This window comes from Saccharothrix sp. S26, assembly GCF_021390395.1.
In the GTDB taxonomy this organism is placed as follows: domain Bacteria; phylum Actinomycetota; class Actinomycetes; order Mycobacteriales; family Pseudonocardiaceae; genus Actinosynnema.
This window is the reverse complement of the sequence record NZ_JAJUWT010000031.1, coordinates 43,663-60,284: the sequence shown is the minus strand read 5'-3', so window position 1 is coordinate 60,284 and position 16,622 is coordinate 43,663. Positions and strand designations below refer to the sequence as shown.

Sequence of the window (16,622 nt, the reverse complement as noted above, 5' to 3'; positions counted from 1 at the left end):
AGGGGTAGATCCCCACACCTCGTGCCGCCCTGTCACGGCTCCCCACCGTGAAGGGAAGTGTTCCCGTGGGGTCAACGTCCGACGAGATGTGGGAGTGGGCAGAGCAGCAAGCCGCCTCCACCCCCGCCTGGACCGACGAACGCTGGCAGCGCGTCAACGCCATCTTCGGCGTCCGACTGGCCGACGAACCACGGCCTCAGCGCCACCAAGAGGCCGCGTGATGACCGGCCAGGAGTTCGACACCGACGACATCCCTGCCTACCTCCGCCTCTTGGCGCAGGGTGCCGCGAACAAGAACGACTTCCACCGCTGGAAGGACATGGTCGCGAGCACGCGCGGCTGCACGTCCCCGATCCGCCTGGTCGGCACTTCGTCCACAGTGGACGCGACAACCGGCGAGGTCCTCTCGACCTACTCGACGTGGGACGAGCCCAACGAGTACCTGCTGACCGCGTGCGGCAACCGCCGGGCAAGCAGGTGCGAGGCGTGCGCGCGGGTATACGCCGATGACACGTTCCACCTGATCAAGTCGGGCCTTGCCGGTGGCCGAGACGTGCTGGGTTCAGTGGCCACCCACCCACGCGTATTCGCGACATTCACCGCGCCGTCGTTCGGCCCGGTCCACAACCGCACCGTGGACGCCACTGGTCAGGCACGTCCCTGCCACCCTCGCCGCGAAGACCCGTCCTGTCGAGCCAGGCACCACGAGGATGATCCACTACTGGGTCAGGCCATCGACCCGGACACGTACGACTACGCCGGAGCGGTGCTGTGGAACAACCGGGCCGGAGAGCTGTGGCACACGTTCGCCGTCTACCTGCGCCGCCACCTGGCCGAAGCACTCGGCGTCTCCCGCGCACGCCTGTCCAAAGTGCTGCGCGTGGAGTACGCCAAGGTCGCCGAATACCAGTCGCGCGGACTGGTCCACTTCCACGCCGTGATCCGCCTCGACGGCCCGAGCGGACCAGCCGAGCCACCCCCGGCCAGCACCGACATGGACATGCTTTGCGAAGCAATCACCAGCGCGGCCCGGACTGCGCGCGTCCACTCCCACGCCATCCGTTGGGGAACCCAGCTAGACCTGCGCCCAATCAACTACGAGGGTGACGACGGCTGGACCGATGCCAAGGTCGCTCGCTACATCGCGAAGTACGCCACGAAGGGAGCCGAGACAGCCGGAACGGTGGATCGACCGTTCCGCACCATCTCCCACCTGGACCGCATCCGAAGTCTGACCGACCACGCCCGCCACATGATCAGAACATGCTGGGACCTCCACGAGACCCACCCGCACCTGAAGCTCCGCGAGTGGGCTCACATGCTCGGCTACGGCGGTCACTTCTCGACCAAGAGCCGCCGCTACTCGACCACCCTGGGCACGATGCGCACCGACCGAGCCCGCTTCCGAGCCGATCAAGCCCGAGAGCTTGCCGGACTGGACCCACTTCCACCCAACCACTCAACCGTGCGCATCGGTGACTGGGCAGTCTCAGGCACCGGCTACATCAACGCCGGTGAAGAGGCGTGGGCTGAGGTGATCCGCGAGCAGCACAGATTCAAGCCGATCCCCCGCCCGACCAACAACGACCCGGCAGCCTGACTAGGGGCGTGGTTCAAACTTCCTTCTCCTCAGTCAAGGCGCTGGCTGCGCCAGCGCGGGCACCCGCATGAGCACCAAGAGGAAGTGCATGGCCGAACAGAAGGTCAAGGCCGTGACGATCGCATGGTCACTCGGCTTGATCAAGCTGGGCACGGCGATCGACGCCACGCCATCGCTCCGCGCTGTCGTGCCAACGAATACAGCACCACGAGAGCCGTCATGAGATGATTCCCGGCATGACCCCGAAGCTGTGCCTCGCCCAGGACCCGGAAGCGGACGAACTGCTCTCCACCAGCCCGCTCGCCTTGCTATTTGGAATGCTACTAGATCAGCAAATTCCAATGGAAAAGGCGTTCAAGGGACCGAAGGTCATCGCAGACCGCATGGGTGAACTGAGCGTCCACAGGATTGCAGAGGCAGGTGAAGAGGAGTTCGCCACCGTCATGTCTGAGGTTCCAGCCGTCCATAGGTTCCCCGGCTCAATGGGCAAGCGGCTCCAGACGCTCGCTCAGTACCTCATCGAGCACTACGACGGCGATCCTGCTGGAATCTGGACGCGGGATGAGCCTGACGGTAAGACGGTATTGAAGCGCCTCAAAGAGTTGCCTGGGTACGGCGACCAGAAGGCGCGGATCTTTCTCGCCCTGCTCGGCAAGCAGCTCGACATTCAGCCCGAAGGATGGCGTGAAGCAGCCGGGACCTACGGTGAGGTCGACTCTCGGCGCAGTGTCGCGGATGTCCGGGACAGGGCGTCGTTGAGCGAGGTGCGCGATTTCAAGAAGTCGGCGAAGGCCGCAGTCAAAGCCAGCAAAGATCTATAAGCGACCCTTCGATACTCCATACGGGTGACGTCCGTACGGGCTAGCTAGTGCGGCGTAACGCCAGAGCGCCCTCGCCGATGCCTTGACACAGGCAGCGACTCAACGAGGAGGACGCCGTGCAGACCTTTGATGAAGCCATGGCCTGGCTTGATGGCGCGAGGCAACCGAGACTACTTCTCGGCAACGGGTTCAGCATGGCATTCGACCCGCACAGATTCAGCTATGGAGCGCTCGCCGAAAAAGCTAAGACGGATTCGCTGCTCTCCGACGACGTTGCCAAGGTAATGAACACTACCGGACTGACGGACTTCGAGGCGCTTATGCGGTCGTTCCTAGCGAGTGCCAGAGTCCTACGCGCGCTTGACGATAACGTCGATCCGGCGCTGCTTGCACGCCTCGATAGAGCGTCGGTAGAACTTCGCGAGGTACTTGCCAAGTCCATTGCCGGGCTGCACCCAGATCGCCCATACGACATCTCCGAAACTCAGTACCGATCTACAAGGCGATTCCTTGATCGCTTCCAAGCGATCTACACAGTGAGCTACGACTTGCTTCTCTATTGGAGCTTGATGCAAGATCTTCCACCAGACTTCCCCAGCAAGGGCAGAGACGACGGATTCCGTGATAGCGGAATCGACGGGGATGACACGGTCCTGTGGAATATGTATAACCCACACACCCAGACTGTTCACTACTTGCATGGGGCACTACATCTGTACGTAGGCACTGATGGCCTTCGCAAGGTTACGTGGATACGCACCGCCGACGCGTTGATTGACCAAGCGCGGCGGCAGTTGACTCAGAATCGATTCCCCTTGTACGTGGCCGAAGGAACATCGCCGCAGAAGGTCGATAAGATTAACCGCAGTGCCTACCTATCCAAAGCGCTGAGGTCACTGAGCAGCTGCGGCGGAACAATGGCAATCTACGGTCACTCGCTTGACGACAACGACGACCACATACTCCGCGCGATCACAAAGTCGAAGCTCAGCAAGCTCGCGATCTCGATCTACGGAGATGAGGACTCCGCTACCAACAGCGCAATCATCCGCAAAGGCGAGGGGTTGTGCGAACACCGCAGGGAGGAACATCCAGGCGGAACGGCCCTTGAGGTGCAGTTCTACGACGCAAGTTCCGTCCATCTATGGAACGACGGACGTGCTTAGGTGGGTCATACATTTAGCAGTGTGTTGCGACCAGCAGTTCCCCATGGAGCACGCGTTCGCCGGGCCGCGGAAGATCGCGGATCGGATGGAGGGGTTCAGCATCGAGAAGATCGCGCGGACCGAGGTGGACCGGTTCGTGGAGCTGTGCGTGCAGCCGCCGGCGATCCACCGGTACGGGGCGTCGATGGCGCGGCGGGTGCACGCGTTGGCCCTGCACGTGATCGAGCACTACAACGGCAAGGCGGCGAACATCTGGAAGGCCGGCAAGCCGGACGGCGAGGAAGTGCTCCGGCGGGTGAAGGCGTTGCCCGGGTTCGGCGACCAGAAGGCGCGCATCTTCGTCGCGTTGCTCGGCAAGCAGCTCGGCGTGACACCGGAGGGCTGGCGCGAGGCGGCCGGCGCGTACGGGGAGGAAGGGTCACGGCGGTCGATCGCCGACGTGACGAGCGCGGAGACGTTGGCCGAGGTCCGCGCGTTCAAGAAGGCGGCGAAGGCGGCGGGGAAGGAAGCGGTCGGGGGTTAGAGTCCCCGCGTGCAGCTGCCGGGTCTCGCCGATCTCACGCCGCCGGGCCGGGGTGGTTTCGCCACCGTCTACCGCGCCCGCCGGGTCGAGCTCGATCGCGAGGTCGCGGTGAAGGTCGATGACCGGGTGTTGCGCACCGACCGGGACCGGCGGCGGTTCCTGCGTGAGGCGCACGCGGCGGCGCGGTTGTCCGGGCACCCGCACGTGGTGGCGACTTCACCCCGCAGGGCACGCCCTACCTCGTCATGGAGCTGTGCACGGGCGGATCGCCGGCCGACGTGGTCCGGCGAGGTCTGGTGAGGAGGCGAGGCGCTGGCCGTAGGTGATCGGTGCGGCGGTGTTGGCCATGGTCGTCGCGGCGGGCACGTGGTGGTGGGCGGTGCGTGACTCCGGCGCGGTCGGCGGCCCCGGGTCGGTCGAGATCGGCGGCGGGGTCAGGGTGAAGCCTCCCCGCCCCGCCGCCGTGGCGTTCGCGGACGGCGACCGGAACTACTCTCACTGCCTGGCGGCCGAACCCGGTGCGGGAGAGGTGACCACGAGCGCGTTCGGTGGCTCGTGAGGCGGTTCGGGCTTGAGGGCGAAGACCAGCATCACGAGGGCCACGAGGGCGAGGAGCGCGGCGATCGGCGCGAGCGGGAGCAGGCCGAACGAGCTGATCACCAAGCCGCCCAGGACGCCGGACAGGCCCACGCCGAGGTAGATCGCGGACGCGTTGAGCGACAGCAGCAGGCCGCTGTTGGCGGGCGCGAGCTCGATCAGCCAGCTCTGGATCGGCGGGTTGGCCGACCAGGTGAGCGCACCCCACACGAACAGCGCGACCGCGGCTGAGACGGGCGTGGTCGTGGTGAGGGGCAACGTGGCCAGCACGACGGTGAAGCAGCTGAACAGCACGACCAGCAGCTTGCGCGTGTCGAAGCGGTCCGTGAGGCGGCCGGCGGCCCAGTTGCCCAGCACCGAGCCCAGGCCGTAGGCGACGAGCAGGACGCCGATGGTCGCGCCTTCGACGTGCGCGGTCTCGGTCAGCAGCGGTGCGATGTAGTTGAAGACGCTGAACACGGCCAGGCACGCGAGCACGGTCAGGCCGAGGACCATCAGCACGCGCCGGTCGGCGGCGGGGGCGAAGCGCCGGCGCAGGCTGACGACCGGCGGGGCGTCGACGCGGGGCAGCCACAGCCGGACCGCGACGGCGGCGAGGGTGCAGACCGCGGCGATCAGCGCGAACACGCCCTGGTAGCCCAGGGGTTCGCCGAGCACGTTGCCCGCGGGCACGCCCAGGACCAGCGAGAACGTCAACCCGCCGAAGACGAGGGCGACGGCGCGGCCGCGGTGCTCCGGCGGGGTCAGGACGGTGGCGACGAGGGTCGCGGCAGGTGTGTAGACGGCCGCGCCCAAGGCGCTGATCACGCGGGCGACCAGGAGGAGCGGGTAGTTCGGGGCGACGGCGGCCAGCAGGTTGCCGAGGGCGGCGACGGCGAGGGCGACCACGAGGAGGGTGCGGCGTTCCCAGCGGCCGGTGAGGGCGGCGAGGAGCGGGGACGAGATCGCGTAGGCGATGGCGAACGCGGTGAGCAGTTGGCCGGCGGTGGCGTGCGAGACGTGCAGTTCCTCGCTCACGGCGGGCAGCACGCCCGAGACGATGTACCCGCTCGTGCCGATGGCGAACGCACCGGCGGCGAGGAGGTAGGTGCGGGCGGAACGGTGTGCTGTGAGTGGTGCTCGTGGTTCCGGCATGGCTGCCCCCCGATCGAGTGGTGGTTCGACAGGGATCGTACTACGGCAGTCATCGAAGTTTGATGCGTCTCGTAGTATGGGCGTTATGACCACCTTGCTCGCACACCCGGAGCGGGACGAGATCCGGATCGCGTCGGTGCTCCAGGCACTGGCCGACCCGGTGCGGCTCCAGATCGTGCGGGCGTTGGCGGAGCACGAGGAGGGGATCTCGTGCGGGGTGCTGCCGTTGGGGGTGACGGCGTCGACCCTCACGCACCACTTGCGGACGTTGCGGGAGGCGGGGGTGGTTCGCGTTCGGCCGCAGGGGACGTCGCGGATCAGTTCGCTGCGCAGGGATGACTTGGATGCGTTGTTCCCGGGGTTGCTGGATGGGGTGTTGGCGGCGAAGCGGTGAGGGCCCGGGGGTGAGTACGGCGACTCGGTGGTTGGGCCGGCTCGATTCGACGTGGGGCCTCGGCGGGTGCGCTGCGGGTCCGTTGTGGATGGCGGGGGTGGGGGTTGGGTGGGGTTAATTGGTTGCGGTGGTTCGTAGGGTGAACAGACGTGCGCGCTTACGTGGTGCTGGCGCTGGCGGGGTTTCGCAGGTATTCCACTTATCGGCGAGCGATGGTCGCCGGGATGGCGACGAACGTCGCGTTCGGGCTGCTCAGGTTGGCCGTGTTGATGGCCGCTGTCGGGCAGGGTGACATCGCCGGTTATGACGTGGCGGCGGCGGCTACGTATGTGTGGCTCGGGCAAGGGCTCATGGCGGTGGTGGTGCTGTGGGGGGACGGGCAGTTGGCCGAGCGGGTGCGCAGTGGTGATGTGGTGGTCGACCTGTACCGGCCTTGGCACTTGCAGATGGCGCTGTTCGCGGAGGACGTGGGGCGCGCCGGGTTCGCGGTGCTGGTGAGGTTTGGGCCGCCGGTCGTGTTCGGGGCGCTGTTCTTTCCCTTCCGGTGGCCTTCGGTCGGTGTGCTGCCCGTGTTCGCGGTCAGCGTGGGGTTGGCGTTGGCGGTCAGCTTCGGGATGCGCTTCCTGCTCAACGCGACCACGTTCTGGCTGCTGGACAACCGGGGTGTCCAAGCGCTCTACACGGCACTGACGTGGTTGTTGTGCGGGTTGGCGGTGCCGCTCGCGTTCTTCCCCGACTGGGCGCTGCCGATCGTCTGGTCGACGCCGTTCGCGGCGATGTTGCAGGCGCCCGTGGACGTTTTCTTGGAGCGCGGGTCGCCTTGGCCGTTCTTGTCGAGGCAGGCGTTCTGGGCTGCCGTGGTGCTTGCCTTGGGGCACTTGGTGTTGAACCGCGCGGTGCGCAAGGTGGTGGTGCAGGGTGGCTGAGGGTGTCTACCTGAAGCTCGTCGGGGCGCGGTTGCGGGGGCAGATGTCCTACCGGACGTCGTTCGCCCTGCAGTGCGTCGCGCAGGCCATCAACCAGTTGGCCGAGTTGGCGATCATCCTGGTGCTGTTCAACCGGGTCAGCGCGTTGGGCGGGTTCTCGGTCGCGGAAGTCGTGTTGATGTACGCGATCGCGGGCACGGCGTTCGGGATCGCGGACATGGTGGCCGGGCAGTTGGACGAGTTGCCGACTTACATCCGCACCGGGACGTTCGACGTGCTGTTGTTGCGGCCACTCGGGACGTTGGCCCAGATGATGGCGTCCGACCTGCACCTGAGGAAGGTGGGGCGCATCGTCGCCGGGGTCGGTTCGATGGTCTACGCCTTGAGCCACAACGACATCCAGTGGTCGGGGTGGGCCGTGTGGTTGGTGGTCGCGGCACCGGTCAGCGGGGCGGTGATCTTCTCGTCGATCTGGGTGGCGGCCAACGCGGTGTGCTTCTGGGTCGTGGACGGCCAGGAGTTGGCCAACACGGTGACCTACGGCAGCAACGCCTTCACGTCCTACCCCGCCACGGTCTACGGCCCCTGGTTGCGACGGTTCTTCGCGTTCGTCGTGCCCGGCGCGTTCGTCGCCTACTACCCCAGCCTGGCGTTGCTGGGCCGGGCGGACCCGTTGGGTGGTCCGGGGTTCCTGGGGTGGGTTTCGCCAGTGGTCGCGGTGGTCGCGGCCGTCGTCGCCGGGGTGGTCTGGCGCACCGCCGTCCGGCACTACCGAGGGACCGGGTCATGATCGAGGTGCGCGAGCTGTGCCGTGAGTTCACCGTGACGACGAAGGTCGGCCGGTTCCGGCGGGAACGGCGGGTGGTGCGGGCGGTCGAGGACGTCGGGTTCGACGTGGCGGCGGGCGAGGCCGTCGGGTACGTCGGGCCCAACGGGGCGGGCAAGTCGACCACCATCAAGATGCTGACCGGGATCCTGGTGCCGACGTCCGGGCACGTGCGGGTGTGCGGGGTGGACCCGTCGCGGGGCAGGCGGGAGTTGGCGCGGCGCATCGGCGTGGTGTTCGGGCAGCGCAGCCAGCTGTGGTGGGACCTGCCGTTGCGGGACAGCTTCGAGTTGTTGCGGGCGATCTACCGGGTGCCGCGCGGGGATCACGCGAGCCGGTTGCGGGAGTGCGTCGAGCTGTTGGAGCTCGGCCCGTTCCTGGACACGCCGGTGCGGCAGTTGTCGTTGGGGCAGCGGATGCGGGGCGAGGTCACGGCGTCGCTGTTGCACGGGCCGGAGTTGTTGGTGCTGGACGAGCCGACGATCGGGCTCGACCTGGAGTCCAAGGAACGGCTGCGGGAGTTCCTGTCCGACCTCAACGCGCGGCGCGGCACGACGCTGTTGCTCACCACGCACGACCTGGACGACATCGAGCGGTTGTGCCCGAGGCTCGTGGTGATCGACCGCGGCACGGTGCTCGCGGACGGGCCGCTGGACGCGTTGCGCGCCGAGGTCGCGCCCGAACGGGTGCTGGTGATCGACCTGGAACGGCCGGCGGACCTCGACGGGCTGCCCGGCGTGACGGCGACGAAGGTGGAACTCAACGGTTTGCGACAGCACCTCACGTTCCGCCGGGCCGAGACCACGGCGGCGGCGTTGATCTCCGCCGTGGCCGCCCGGGCCGAGGTCCACGACCTGGTGGTGGTCGAGCCGGAAATCGATGACGTGGTGCGTCGGCTCTACGCGCGTCGGTAGAGTCGGACGAAACGGTCAACGAAGAACGGGAGCACCTCATGCGCGCAGGTCGTCCGCTAGCCACTCTCCTGCTGGCGATGGGACTCGCGGCCGCGGTGTCCGGTTGCGAGGCCGTGCAGCAGGCCTCGGACACGGCCAACCAGGTCGGCCAGGCGGCGGACAAGGCGCAGCTGTGCGTCGAAGCGCTCAAGCTGGCCGGCTTCACGCCCGACGCCACCGACCCGCAGAAGGCGCTGGAGGAGACCCAGAAGAAGGCCGAGGAGCTGAACGCGCTGGCCGCGAAGGCGGGCGACACCACGCTCCAGGACGCCATCACCGGCGTCTCGGACACCATGAGCCAGGTGACGCTGGAGGACCTGAACCCGGCCAACATCGCGGCCTGGTCGCAGGAGAAGCTGGACCGGGTGGCCAAGCTGTCCAACGCCTGCGCCTGAGCGGAAATGCCAGGCTGTCGGTACCTTCGGAACAGTCCTACGCTGTGACGCACCGGAGGTGTTGCAGATGCACGCGACAGTAGGCGACCGGTTGCACATCCACAGCCGCGCGGTGGGCCTCGACGAGACGGTCGGCGAGATCCTCGAAGTGCGCGGCCCGGAAGGTGCGCCCCCGTATCGGGTCCGCTTCTCCGACGGCCACGAAGGGCTGGTCTACCCCGGCCCCGACAGCCTGGTCGAGCCGCGGGCCTCCGAATCACCCAGGATCAAGGACTCGACCTCGGCGCGGTAGAGCAGCGCCGGGTCGATCCCCATGGGCCCGAACTGGCCGGAGACCTCCAGGCTGAGCACGCCGTGCAGCCTGGTGAACGCACGCATGGCGGTGAGCAGCACGGCGGGGGGCACGTCCCCCTCGCCGCGCGAGCCGGCCCAGGCCACGAGCTGGTCGTCCAACGTGGACGGTCCGGCCGCGGCCCCGCCCTCGCGCGGCAGGACGCCGAGCAACGCGCTCATCGTGCGGTGCGCCAAGAGGACCGTGTCCTCCGGCGCGTGGTAGCCCGGCAGCGGCGTGCCGAACAGCAGCAGGTAGCGGTGCGGCTGGGTGACGGCCCACGTCCGGAACGCCTCACCGAACGCACGCACCCGATCAGGTGAAGACTCGCCCGCGGAGGCCGCGACCGCCGCCTCCGCGGCCTCCGCGAGGTCGCGCCACGCGTCGCGGATCAGCTCGTTGAGCAGGTCGTCGCGCCCCTTGAAGTACCGGTAGAGCGCCGGACCCGTCACGCCCATGCGCTTGGCGATGGCGTTGACCGAGATCCCGGCCACCCCGAGTTCGGCCAACTGCTCCAGCGCGATGCGCTTGGCCTCGGCTTTCGTGTCCTCGCGGTACCGCTCCCGGCGGACGTTGACCACTGCTGCCCTCCTTGACAAACCCACTCTAACTTCTGTTAGAACCTCTAACAACAGTGAGAGCTTCACACGAGGGGGCGTCATGACGGTAGTCGTGCTGGGTGCGGGGCGGGGTATCGGGCGGGAGATCACCCGGCAGTTGGTGGCGGAGGGCCGGGAGGTTCGCGCCGTCACACGTTCAGGTGGAGTTCCGGAGGGCGCGCAGGACGTTCGGGCCGACCTGATGGACCGGGCGTCGACGCTCGATGCCGTCGAGGGCGCGTCGGTGATCCACCTGGCGGCCAACGTGCCGTACCCCGACTGGGCCGCGAGGCTGCCGACGATGGTGGAGAACGCGATCGCGGCGGCGGAGGCCGTGGGCGCGAAGATCGTCTACGCGGACAACCTGTACGCGTACGGGCCGGTGTCGGGCCCGTTGCGGGAGGACGCGCCGGAACGGCCGGCGGGTGCGAAGGAGCGCCTGCGCAGCGAGCTGGGCAAGCGCTTGCGGTCGGCGGAGGTGCCCGTGGCCACGGGCCGGTCGTCGGACTACTACGGGCCGGGCGGCACGGGCTCGCTGCCCGGCGAGCTGGTGCTCAAGCCGATGGCAGCGGGCCGGTCGGCGATGTGGTTCTGGCCGCTGGACCAGCCGCACACATTCGCCTACCTGGGTGACACGGCACGGGCTCAGATCCTGCTGGGCGACGACGAGCGCGCCGACGGCGGGGTGTGGCATACGCCCGCCGCCGAGACGGTGACCGTGCGGGAGTTCGTGGCGCTGGCCGGCCGGGTGCTCGGCAACGACCGCGAGCCCCTGCGGCTGCCCGCGTTCGCCGTCGCGGTGGCCGCGCTGTTCGACAAGCGGTTGCGCGGCTCGGGCGAGATGGACCACCAGCGGACCGCGCCGTGGGTGGTGGACCACTCCGCGTTCGAGGCCGCGTTCGGGCCGTTCACCGTGACGCCGCACGAGCAGGCGATCGAGCGGACCGCCCGGTGGTACCGCGGCTGAGCGAAACGGCCACCTGGGAGCGGTGTCAGCCCAGGATGGTGGTGATCAGGTCGTCGGCCAGGGCGGGCGTGGCCGCGGCGATGCCGGACCAGCGGCGGGACAGGTCGAGGTCGAAGGTGAGCGGCCGGCCGCGCAGGTCGAGCAGCGCTCCCCCGGCGGCGGGCACCGTGACGAGGGCGGCGATGAGGTCCATCAGGCGGTGGGTGTCCGAGCCGGGGTCGGCGAACGCGTCCACCGCGCCCTCGGCGACCAGGACCGCCTCCAGACACGTGGTGGCGAGGATGCGGACGCGTTCGGCCTCGTTCGCCACGCGCGTCCAAGCCGCCTCGTGGCCGCGCTTGGGCCGCATCAGGCAGACCGAAGCCCTCTTGAGGGCGGTGCGGCCGGTGGTGCGGTAGGGCGTGGGCCTGCCCGCGTGGGCCGACCAGGCCCGGCCGGTGTCGAACCACACGGTGAGCGCCTCGACCGGCTGGTCGTCGATCACCAGCGCACCCGCGAAGCACGACAGCGGCACGCCCATGGCGGCGTTCGCGGAGCCGTCCACCGGGTCGATCACGAGCGTCGCGGCCGAACCGTGGTCGAGGAAGCCGGCCTCCTCGGACAGCAGGTTCGCGCCCGCCGCCGCCGCGGCCTCGGCGATCGCGGCCTCCACGATCGCGTCCACCCGCATGGTCGGCGTGCCGTCCGCGCCGTCGGCGATCTCCTCCCGCAGCTGCGCGCGGGTGAACTCCCGCCTGGCCCGGCCGTAGGCGGCCGACGCGGCGAGCGCGGTGGCGGCGAGCGCCGGGTGCACGTCGGAGGGCAGGTTCGGGGTCGGCACGGGCCAGGAGTCCATGCACCCAACATGCCACGGGAGGGCCACCGGCGGCGGCCCTCCCGCGGTGTGCGGCTCAGATCAGGCCGAGGGCCTTGACCGCGTCGCGCTCCTCGACCAGCTCGGCCACGGAGGCGTCGATGCGGGCGCGGGAGAACTCGTCGATCTCCAGGCCCTGCACGATCGAGTACTTGCCGTCGGTCACCGTGACGGGGAACGACGAGATCAGGCCCTCAGGCACGCCGTAGGAGCCGTCCGACGGGACCGCCATCGACACCCAGTCGCCCTCGGCGGTGCCGTTGACCCAGTCGTGCACGTGGTCGATGGCCGCGTTCGCCGCCGACGCCGCCGAGGACGCGCCGCGCGCCTCGATGATCGCCGCGCCGCGCTTGGCGACGGTCGGGATGAACTCGTTCTCCAGCCACGTCTGGTCGTTCACGGCCTGCGCCGCGTTCTGGCCCTTGACCTCGGCGTGGAACAGGTCGGGGTACTGGGTGGCCGAGTGGTTGCCCCAGATGGTCAGCTTCTTGATGTCGGTGACCGACACCCCGAGCTTCTTGGCCAGCTGCGACAGCGCCCGGTTGTGGTCCAGCCGGGTCATCGCGGTGAACCGCTCGGCGGGCACGTCGGGCGCGTGCCGCTGGGCGATGAGGGCGTTGGTGTTGGCCGGGTTGCCGACGACCAGCACGCGCACGTCGTCCGCCGCGCCCGCGTTGATCGCCTCGCCCTGCGGCTTGAAGATGCCGCCGTTGGCCTCCAACAGGTCGCCGCGCTCCATGCCCTTCGTGCGCGGGCGGGCGCCGACCAGCAGCGCCACGTTGACGCCGTCGAAGGCGGTCTTGGCGTCGTCGGTGATGTCGATGCCGGACAGCAGCGGGAACGCGCAGTCGTCCAGCTCCATCGCGGTGCCCTCGGCGGCCTTGACGGCCTGCGGGATCTCCAGCAGGCGCAGGCGCACCGGCACGTCGGGGCCCAGCAGGTGGCCGGAGGCGATGCGGAACAGCAGTGCGTAGCCGATCTGGCCGGCCGCACCGGTGACGGTGACGTTCACGGGCGTGCGGGTCATGTGCCTTCCCGAATGTTGTGGCTTCAGTCCTCGGGCACGACCACTAGGCAGGCTGACGACCTGTCAGCGGCGGTCTCTACTCCGGGACCGCGCACCGGGCGGGTTGCCCGGCAGGTCGGAGGTTACCAACTGGGCGACGATGACAAGGTGTGACAGTGGACATCATCGGCGAGGACTACACCGACGCGGTCTTGTACGGGCAGCAGTGGGAGGGTCGCTCGTTCGTCGGGTGCGACTTCACCGAAGCCGACCTGCGCGGGGCGACCACGGCCAACTGCACGTTCACCGACTGCACGTTCGACCGCGCCGACCTGGGCGAGTCCGCGCACAAGGCGACCGCGTTCCGCTCCTGCCGGTTCACCGGGGCGGTGCTGGCGTCGGCGCGGTTCACGTCGTGCTCGTGGCTGGGGTCGGTGTTCGCGGACTGCGTGCTGCGGCCGATCACGTTGACCGAGACCGATCTCACGCTCGCCGGGCTGTCCGGCGCGGTGCTGCGCGAGGCGTCGCTGCGCGGGCTGCGGCTGCGCGAGGCGAACCTCGCCGACGCCGACCTGCGCGACGCGGACCTGCGTGACGCCGACCTGACCGGCGCGCGGCTGCGCGGCTGCCGGTTGGAGGGCGCGGACCTGCGCGGGGCGCGGCTGGACGCCGACAGGCTCGTCCAGGCCACCCTGCGCGGGGCACGGGTGGACCTGGACACCGCCGTCGCGTTCGCCGCGGCGCACGGGCTGCGCGTGGGCTAGTGGCCCGGGGGCTCCTGGCCCGCGACCTCGACCAGCACGCCGTCGGCGATCATGTCGTCGATCGTCTTCGGCATCAGGTAGGCCGTGCCGCCGCCGGGCTGCTCGAACCACGGCACGGCCACGCCGGTCAGCGCCTCGACCGGTCGGCGCAGCCGGTACACGTGGTACGGGCGGTTGATCCACGACGGCACCAGCGAGCGCTGCGCGAACGGCGTGCCCGCCGCGTAGACGAGGTTGCCCTCGCCCTCGCCGAAGCGGTCCACCTCCATGCCGGCGGGCAGCTCGACCATCTTCTTGTGCCGGAACAGGGTCAGCGGCGGTTCGCCGTTCATCGGGTTGATCGGCCACGACCGCTGCGGCTTGGGCTCCTGCGCGGACGTCGTGACGCCACCGGGCTGCGGCTGCGGTTGCGGCCCGACCGGCGCGGGCGGCTCGACCGGGGGTCGCTGCGGCGGCGCGGGACGGCGCGGCGGCTCCTCGCGGAAGCCGTTGGTCATCGGCGGGCGGGGTCGCTGCGGTGGCGGCGGGGGCATCGGTGCCGGCCGCGGCACGCGGCGGTTGGTCAGCACCAGCTTGCCGACCAGGTACGCGGCGGCGTCGTCCAGCCGGTCGAAGCGGATCGGGTTGGTGGGGCCGTGGTCGAACCACGACACCTCCCAGTCCGGGCCCTCGGTGCGCAGCAGCCAGGCGCGGTCGGCGGGCTCGCCGAACCGGTAGGCGGCGGGCGGCACGTCCAGCTCGTCCAGCGCGCGGCGGATGCCGGACAGCTCGCGCTCCTCCTCCGGCGTGACCTGGCGCGGCTCGACCGGCCGCGGCGGCTGGGCGGGCGGCGGCGGGGCCAGCGGCGGCGCCGGCGGCACGGCCGGGCTCACGTCGTCGAACGGCTGCACGGCCTCGGCGAACTGGGTCGCCTGGTCCGCGAACGGCGGCGGCACCTGCTCGGCGAACTGCGGCCGGCCGGCGGGCTCGTCGTGGTGCTCCTCGCGGGCGTGCTCTTCGCGGACGTGGTCGTCGTGGTCGTGCGGCTCCTGCTCGTCGTGGTCGTGCCGGGCGTGCTCGTGCTGCTCGTGGTCGTGCTGCTCGTGCTCGTGGTCGTGCCGGTCGTGGTCGGTGAACCGGGGCTCCGGCTCGTCGTCACGGGACTGCTCGGCGAACAGCGGCTCGTCCGGCTCGGTGAACGCCTGGCTCTCGTGGTCGTCGAACCGGGTGTCCTCGTGCGCGTCGAACGGCTCGTCGTCGCGTTCCGGCGCGTAGAGCCGGGCCTGGTCGACCTCGAACTCGGCGGTGACCTCCGCCTCGGCGGCGGAGTGGCGCGACTCGGGTTCGAGCGCCTGCTCCGGCGCGGGCCGCGGCTCCGGCTCGTCCCGCCGCTCGTGCTCGTCGTGCTCGTGCTGGTCGTGCGGGCGCTCGTCGAGCGGCTCGTGCTGGTGCTGCTCGTGCGACGGCTCCGCGGGCCGCTCGACGGCCTCGGGTTCCGGTTCCTCGTCGGTGAACGGGTTCCAGGTCTGGGTGTCGTTCAGCTCGCGCTCGTACGCGGCCGGCGCGAACAGGTCCATGCCGTCGGCGTAGGACTCGCGCCGGTACCGCTCGTCGATCACCGGACCGTCCTCTTCGAACCGCACCCGGTACGGCGGGCCCTCCTGGGCGTACTCGATGACGTCCGGCTTCAGCTCGGTGAGGTTCGCGGTCTCCTCGACGTCCGCCGGCGCGACCGGTTCCGCCGCGGGCCGCGGCTCGTCGTGCGGTTCGGGCAGCGGCACGGCCACGGTCGCGCCCACCTCGGCGGGCGGCTCGACCGGCGCGGGCGGGACCGGGGCGACCGGCAGCTCGGTGCCCTGCGGCGCGGCGGGCGCGCCCAGGTTCGCCGCGGCGGCGACCCGCGACTCCTCGGTCACCTCGGGCAGCACGAAGTCCAGCGCCTTGGCCCGCTCCACCAGCTCCGGCTCCGGCGGCACGCCGTAGGCGCGCAGGTAGTAGCCGACCGCGGCGGGCCAGATCCACAGGCCGTCGGTCTGGAACGCCACCGGCACCACCGCCGGCGCGTCCGGGTTGAGCACGTCGGCGTCGAACCCGCGCCCGATCACCGCGACCGGCGCGCGGTCGAGGTAGCTCAGCAGCAGGTCGAGGTCGGCTTCGGCGACCGGCGGCCGGTTCACCGACGGCCGACCGCCGGGACCGGCCCCGTCGAACACGCGAGCCGTGCGGAACGCGCGCGGAGGTTGCGGCGGGTCGACGGGCGGCGGCGGTGGCGGCGCCTGCTGGAGGCGACGGCGCAGCCAGTCCGGCACGTTCTCGTCCGTGCGCGGGAAGAACCGCATCTCGTCCAGGTACGCCTGCGGCGGCGGTGGCGTCGTCCAGGACGGTTCGGCGCGGTCGAAGTCCAGGTTGTAGCTGGACGGGTGGTCCAGCTGGTACCGGGCGTTGGACCAGCTGCCCCGGCCCTCCCGGTACATGCCCGCGCGCAACCGCGAGAACAGGCCGGCCACCTCCTGGGGCGGCGACCAGGCGCGCAGCGCGCCGTCAGCCGTGCGCACCTCGGCGGCCAGCTCGAAGTACCGGCCGGTCGCGCGGTACTCCGCGGTCACGTGCCGCCACTCCTCCGGCGCGGCCCGCATCAGCGTCAGGCCGATCTGCTTGACCAGCGCATCCTGCTCGGTCGGGTTCAGCGGCTTCAGCTCGGACACGTGCAACATCTTCCCCCGCGACTCCCCGTGCCCGCACGGCACCCCGCTGAGCCGAACGGAGTAATGACGCCACGCGACCGTGC

At 69.9% G+C, this 16,622-nt stretch carries 19 protein-coding genes and 1 pseudogene; 14 read left to right on the top strand and 6 right to left on the bottom strand.

Translation table 11 applies throughout. The features are described 5' to 3' along the window. The first annotated feature begins 65 nt into the window (after positions 1-65). Positions 66-221 (top strand): hypothetical protein, encoded by a 156-nt coding sequence (locus tag LZG04_RS37840; protein WP_233826438.1) that lies wholly within the window; start codon positions 66-68, stop codon positions 219-221. Then, the gene (locus LZG04_RS37835; protein ID WP_233826436.1) at positions 221-1,600 is read left to right on the top strand and encodes a replication initiator; all 1,380 of its coding nucleotides are present in this window, start codon (positions 221-223) and stop codon (positions 1,598-1,600) included. The genes LZG04_RS37840 and LZG04_RS37835 overlap by 1 nt, the downstream gene beginning before the upstream one ends. A 33-nt stretch (positions 1,601-1,633) precedes the next feature. Here the strand turns inward: LZG04_RS37835 and LZG04_RS42205 are convergent, their stop codons facing one another. After that, positions 1,634-1,768, bottom strand: coding sequence for a hypothetical protein (locus tag LZG04_RS42205; protein WP_267938868.1), 135 nt, complete (start codon positions 1,766-1,768; stop codon positions 1,634-1,636). A 68-nt stretch (positions 1,769-1,836) separates the two neighbouring features. Between LZG04_RS42205 and LZG04_RS37830 the strand changes: the two genes are divergently transcribed. The 4 genes and pseudogenes from LZG04_RS37830 (at position 1,837) to LZG04_RS42850 (ending at position 4,410) form a co-directional block, all read left to right on the top strand. Further along, positions 1,837-2,421 carry an HhH-GPD-type base excision DNA repair protein gene (locus LZG04_RS37830; RefSeq protein ID WP_233826434.1) on the top strand — a complete coding sequence of 195 codons (585 nt, stop codon included), beginning with the start codon at positions 1,837-1,839 and terminating at the stop codon, positions 2,419-2,421. 116 nt (positions 2,422-2,537) lie between these two features. Continuing rightward, entirely contained in the window at positions 2,538-3,587 is a 1,050-nt protein-coding gene (locus LZG04_RS37825) for a DUF4917 family protein (protein ID WP_233826432.1), read from the top strand. A 28-nt stretch (positions 3,588-3,615) separates the two neighbouring features. Continuing rightward, positions 3,616-4,110 (top strand): annotated as a pseudogene (locus LZG04_RS37820) (HhH-GPD-type base excision DNA repair protein); the annotation flags it as partial. A gap of 9 nt (positions 4,111-4,119) precedes the next feature. Beyond that, complete coding sequence (locus LZG04_RS42850) at positions 4,120-4,410, top strand: hypothetical protein (RefSeq protein ID WP_308199655.1); 291 nt, start codon at positions 4,120-4,122, stop codon at positions 4,408-4,410. A gap of 195 nt (positions 4,411-4,605) precedes the next feature. Here LZG04_RS42850 and LZG04_RS37810 read toward each other — a convergent pair whose 3' ends face one another. Beyond that, the gene (locus LZG04_RS37810) at positions 4,606-5,841 is read right to left on the bottom strand and encodes an MFS transporter (RefSeq protein ID WP_233826428.1); all 1,236 of its coding nucleotides are present in this window, start codon (positions 5,839-5,841) and stop codon (positions 4,606-4,608) included. 76 nt (positions 5,842-5,917) lie between these two features. On the opposite strand from LZG04_RS37810, the gene LZG04_RS37805 reads away from it, so the two are divergent. The 6 genes from LZG04_RS37805 to LZG04_RS37780 all read left to right on the top strand — a co-directional run bounded on the left by LZG04_RS37805 (position 5,918) and on the right by LZG04_RS37780 (position 9,627). Further along, positions 5,918-6,235: an ArsR/SmtB family transcription factor gene (locus LZG04_RS37805; RefSeq protein WP_374202974.1), complete on the top strand. Its 318-nt coding sequence runs from the start codon at positions 5,918-5,920 to the stop codon at positions 6,233-6,235. Positions 6,236-6,384: 149 nt separating this feature from the next. After that, on the top strand, positions 6,385-7,161 hold the full coding sequence (locus tag LZG04_RS37800; RefSeq protein ID WP_233826424.1) for an ABC-2 family transporter protein: 777 nt from the start codon (positions 6,385-6,387) through the stop codon (positions 7,159-7,161). Continuing rightward, the gene (locus LZG04_RS37795) at positions 7,154-7,951 is read left to right on the top strand and encodes an ABC transporter permease (RefSeq protein ID WP_233826422.1); all 798 of its coding nucleotides are present in this window, start codon (positions 7,154-7,156) and stop codon (positions 7,949-7,951) included. The genes LZG04_RS37800 and LZG04_RS37795 overlap by 8 nt, the downstream gene beginning before the upstream one ends. Continuing rightward, a complete protein-coding gene (locus LZG04_RS37790; RefSeq protein WP_233826420.1) occupies positions 7,948-8,901 on the top strand; it encodes an ATP-binding cassette domain-containing protein in 954 nt (317 codons plus the stop codon). Before LZG04_RS37795 ends, LZG04_RS37790 begins: the two co-directional genes overlap by 4 nt. A gap of 38 nt (positions 8,902-8,939) precedes the next feature. Then, positions 8,940-9,335 carry a bacteriophage spanin2 family protein gene (locus LZG04_RS37785; protein WP_267938867.1) on the top strand — a complete coding sequence of 132 codons (396 nt, stop codon included), beginning with the start codon at positions 8,940-8,942 and terminating at the stop codon, positions 9,333-9,335. A gap of 67 nt (positions 9,336-9,402) precedes the next feature. Then, on the top strand, positions 9,403-9,627 hold the full coding sequence (locus LZG04_RS37780) for a DUF1918 domain-containing protein (protein WP_141980418.1): 225 nt from the start codon (positions 9,403-9,405) through the stop codon (positions 9,625-9,627). Here the strand turns inward: LZG04_RS37780 and LZG04_RS37775 are convergent. Further along, positions 9,549-10,247, bottom strand: a complete 699-nt coding sequence (locus LZG04_RS37775; RefSeq protein WP_233826416.1) for a TetR/AcrR family transcriptional regulator — start codon at positions 10,245-10,247, stop codon at positions 9,549-9,551. The genes LZG04_RS37780 and LZG04_RS37775 overlap by 79 nt on opposite strands. A 79-nt stretch (positions 10,248-10,326) precedes the next feature. Here LZG04_RS37775 and LZG04_RS37770 point away from each other — a divergent pair, with 79 nt between their 5' ends. Then, on the top strand, positions 10,327-11,232 hold the full coding sequence (locus LZG04_RS37770; protein WP_233826414.1) for an NAD-dependent epimerase/dehydratase family protein: 906 nt from the start codon (positions 10,327-10,329) through the stop codon (positions 11,230-11,232). Between the two features lie 25 nt (positions 11,233-11,257). Here the strand turns inward: LZG04_RS37770 and LZG04_RS37765 are convergent, their stop codons facing one another. Together LZG04_RS37765 and LZG04_RS37760 are read right to left on the bottom strand one after the other, a co-directional pair. Next, a complete protein-coding gene (locus LZG04_RS37765; RefSeq protein ID WP_233826412.1) occupies positions 11,258-12,067 on the bottom strand; it encodes an inositol monophosphatase family protein in 810 nt (269 codons plus the stop codon). A gap of 55 nt (positions 12,068-12,122) precedes the next feature. Continuing rightward, entirely contained in the window at positions 12,123-13,112 is a 990-nt protein-coding gene (locus LZG04_RS37760) for a malate dehydrogenase (protein WP_233826410.1), read from the bottom strand. Between the two features lie 155 nt (positions 13,113-13,267). Between LZG04_RS37760 and LZG04_RS37755 the strand changes: the two genes are divergently transcribed. After that, the gene (locus LZG04_RS37755; RefSeq protein ID WP_233826408.1) at positions 13,268-13,855 is read left to right on the top strand and encodes a pentapeptide repeat-containing protein; all 588 of its coding nucleotides are present in this window, start codon (positions 13,268-13,270) and stop codon (positions 13,853-13,855) included. On the opposite strand, the gene LZG04_RS42200 is transcribed toward LZG04_RS37755, so the two are convergent. After that, a complete protein-coding gene (locus LZG04_RS42200) occupies positions 13,852-16,539 on the bottom strand; it encodes a TNT domain-containing protein (protein WP_308199653.1) in 2,688 nt (895 codons plus the stop codon). The genes LZG04_RS37755 and LZG04_RS42200 overlap by 4 nt on opposite strands. Positions 16,540-16,622: the final 83 nt, after the last annotated feature.

Bases quoted from the DNA above. Each gene is read 5' to 3' on its own strand.
- LZG04_RS37765 (WP_233826412.1), bottom strand. From the start codon at position 12,067: ATGGACTCCTGGCCCGTGCCGACCCCGAACCTGCCCTCCGACGTGCAC.
- LZG04_RS37770 (WP_233826414.1), top strand. From the start codon at position 10,327: ATGACGGTAGTCGTGCTGGGTGCGGGGCGGGGTATCGGGCGGGAGATC.
- LZG04_RS37810 (WP_233826428.1), bottom strand. From the start codon at position 5,841: ATGCCGGAACCACGAGCACCACTCACAGCACACCGTTCCGCCCGCACC.
- LZG04_RS37785 (WP_267938867.1), top strand. From the start codon at position 8,940: ATGCGCGCAGGTCGTCCGCTAGCCACTCTCCTGCTGGCGATGGGACTC.
- LZG04_RS37780 (WP_141980418.1), top strand. From the start codon at position 9,403: ATGCACGCGACAGTAGGCGACCGGTTGCACATCCACAGCCGCGCGGTG.
- LZG04_RS37835 (WP_233826436.1), top strand. From the start codon at position 221: ATGACCGGCCAGGAGTTCGACACCGACGACATCCCTGCCTACCTCCGC.
- LZG04_RS37830 (WP_233826434.1), top strand. From the start codon at position 1,837: ATGACCCCGAAGCTGTGCCTCGCCCAGGACCCGGAAGCGGACGAACTG.
- LZG04_RS37790 (WP_233826420.1), top strand. From the start codon at position 7,948: ATGATCGAGGTGCGCGAGCTGTGCCGTGAGTTCACCGTGACGACGAAG.
- LZG04_RS37805 (WP_374202974.1), top strand. From the start codon at position 5,918: ATGGGCGTTATGACCACCTTGCTCGCACACCCGGAGCGGGACGAGATC.
- LZG04_RS37760 (WP_233826410.1), bottom strand. From the start codon at position 13,112: ATGACCCGCACGCCCGTGAACGTCACCGTCACCGGTGCGGCCGGCCAG.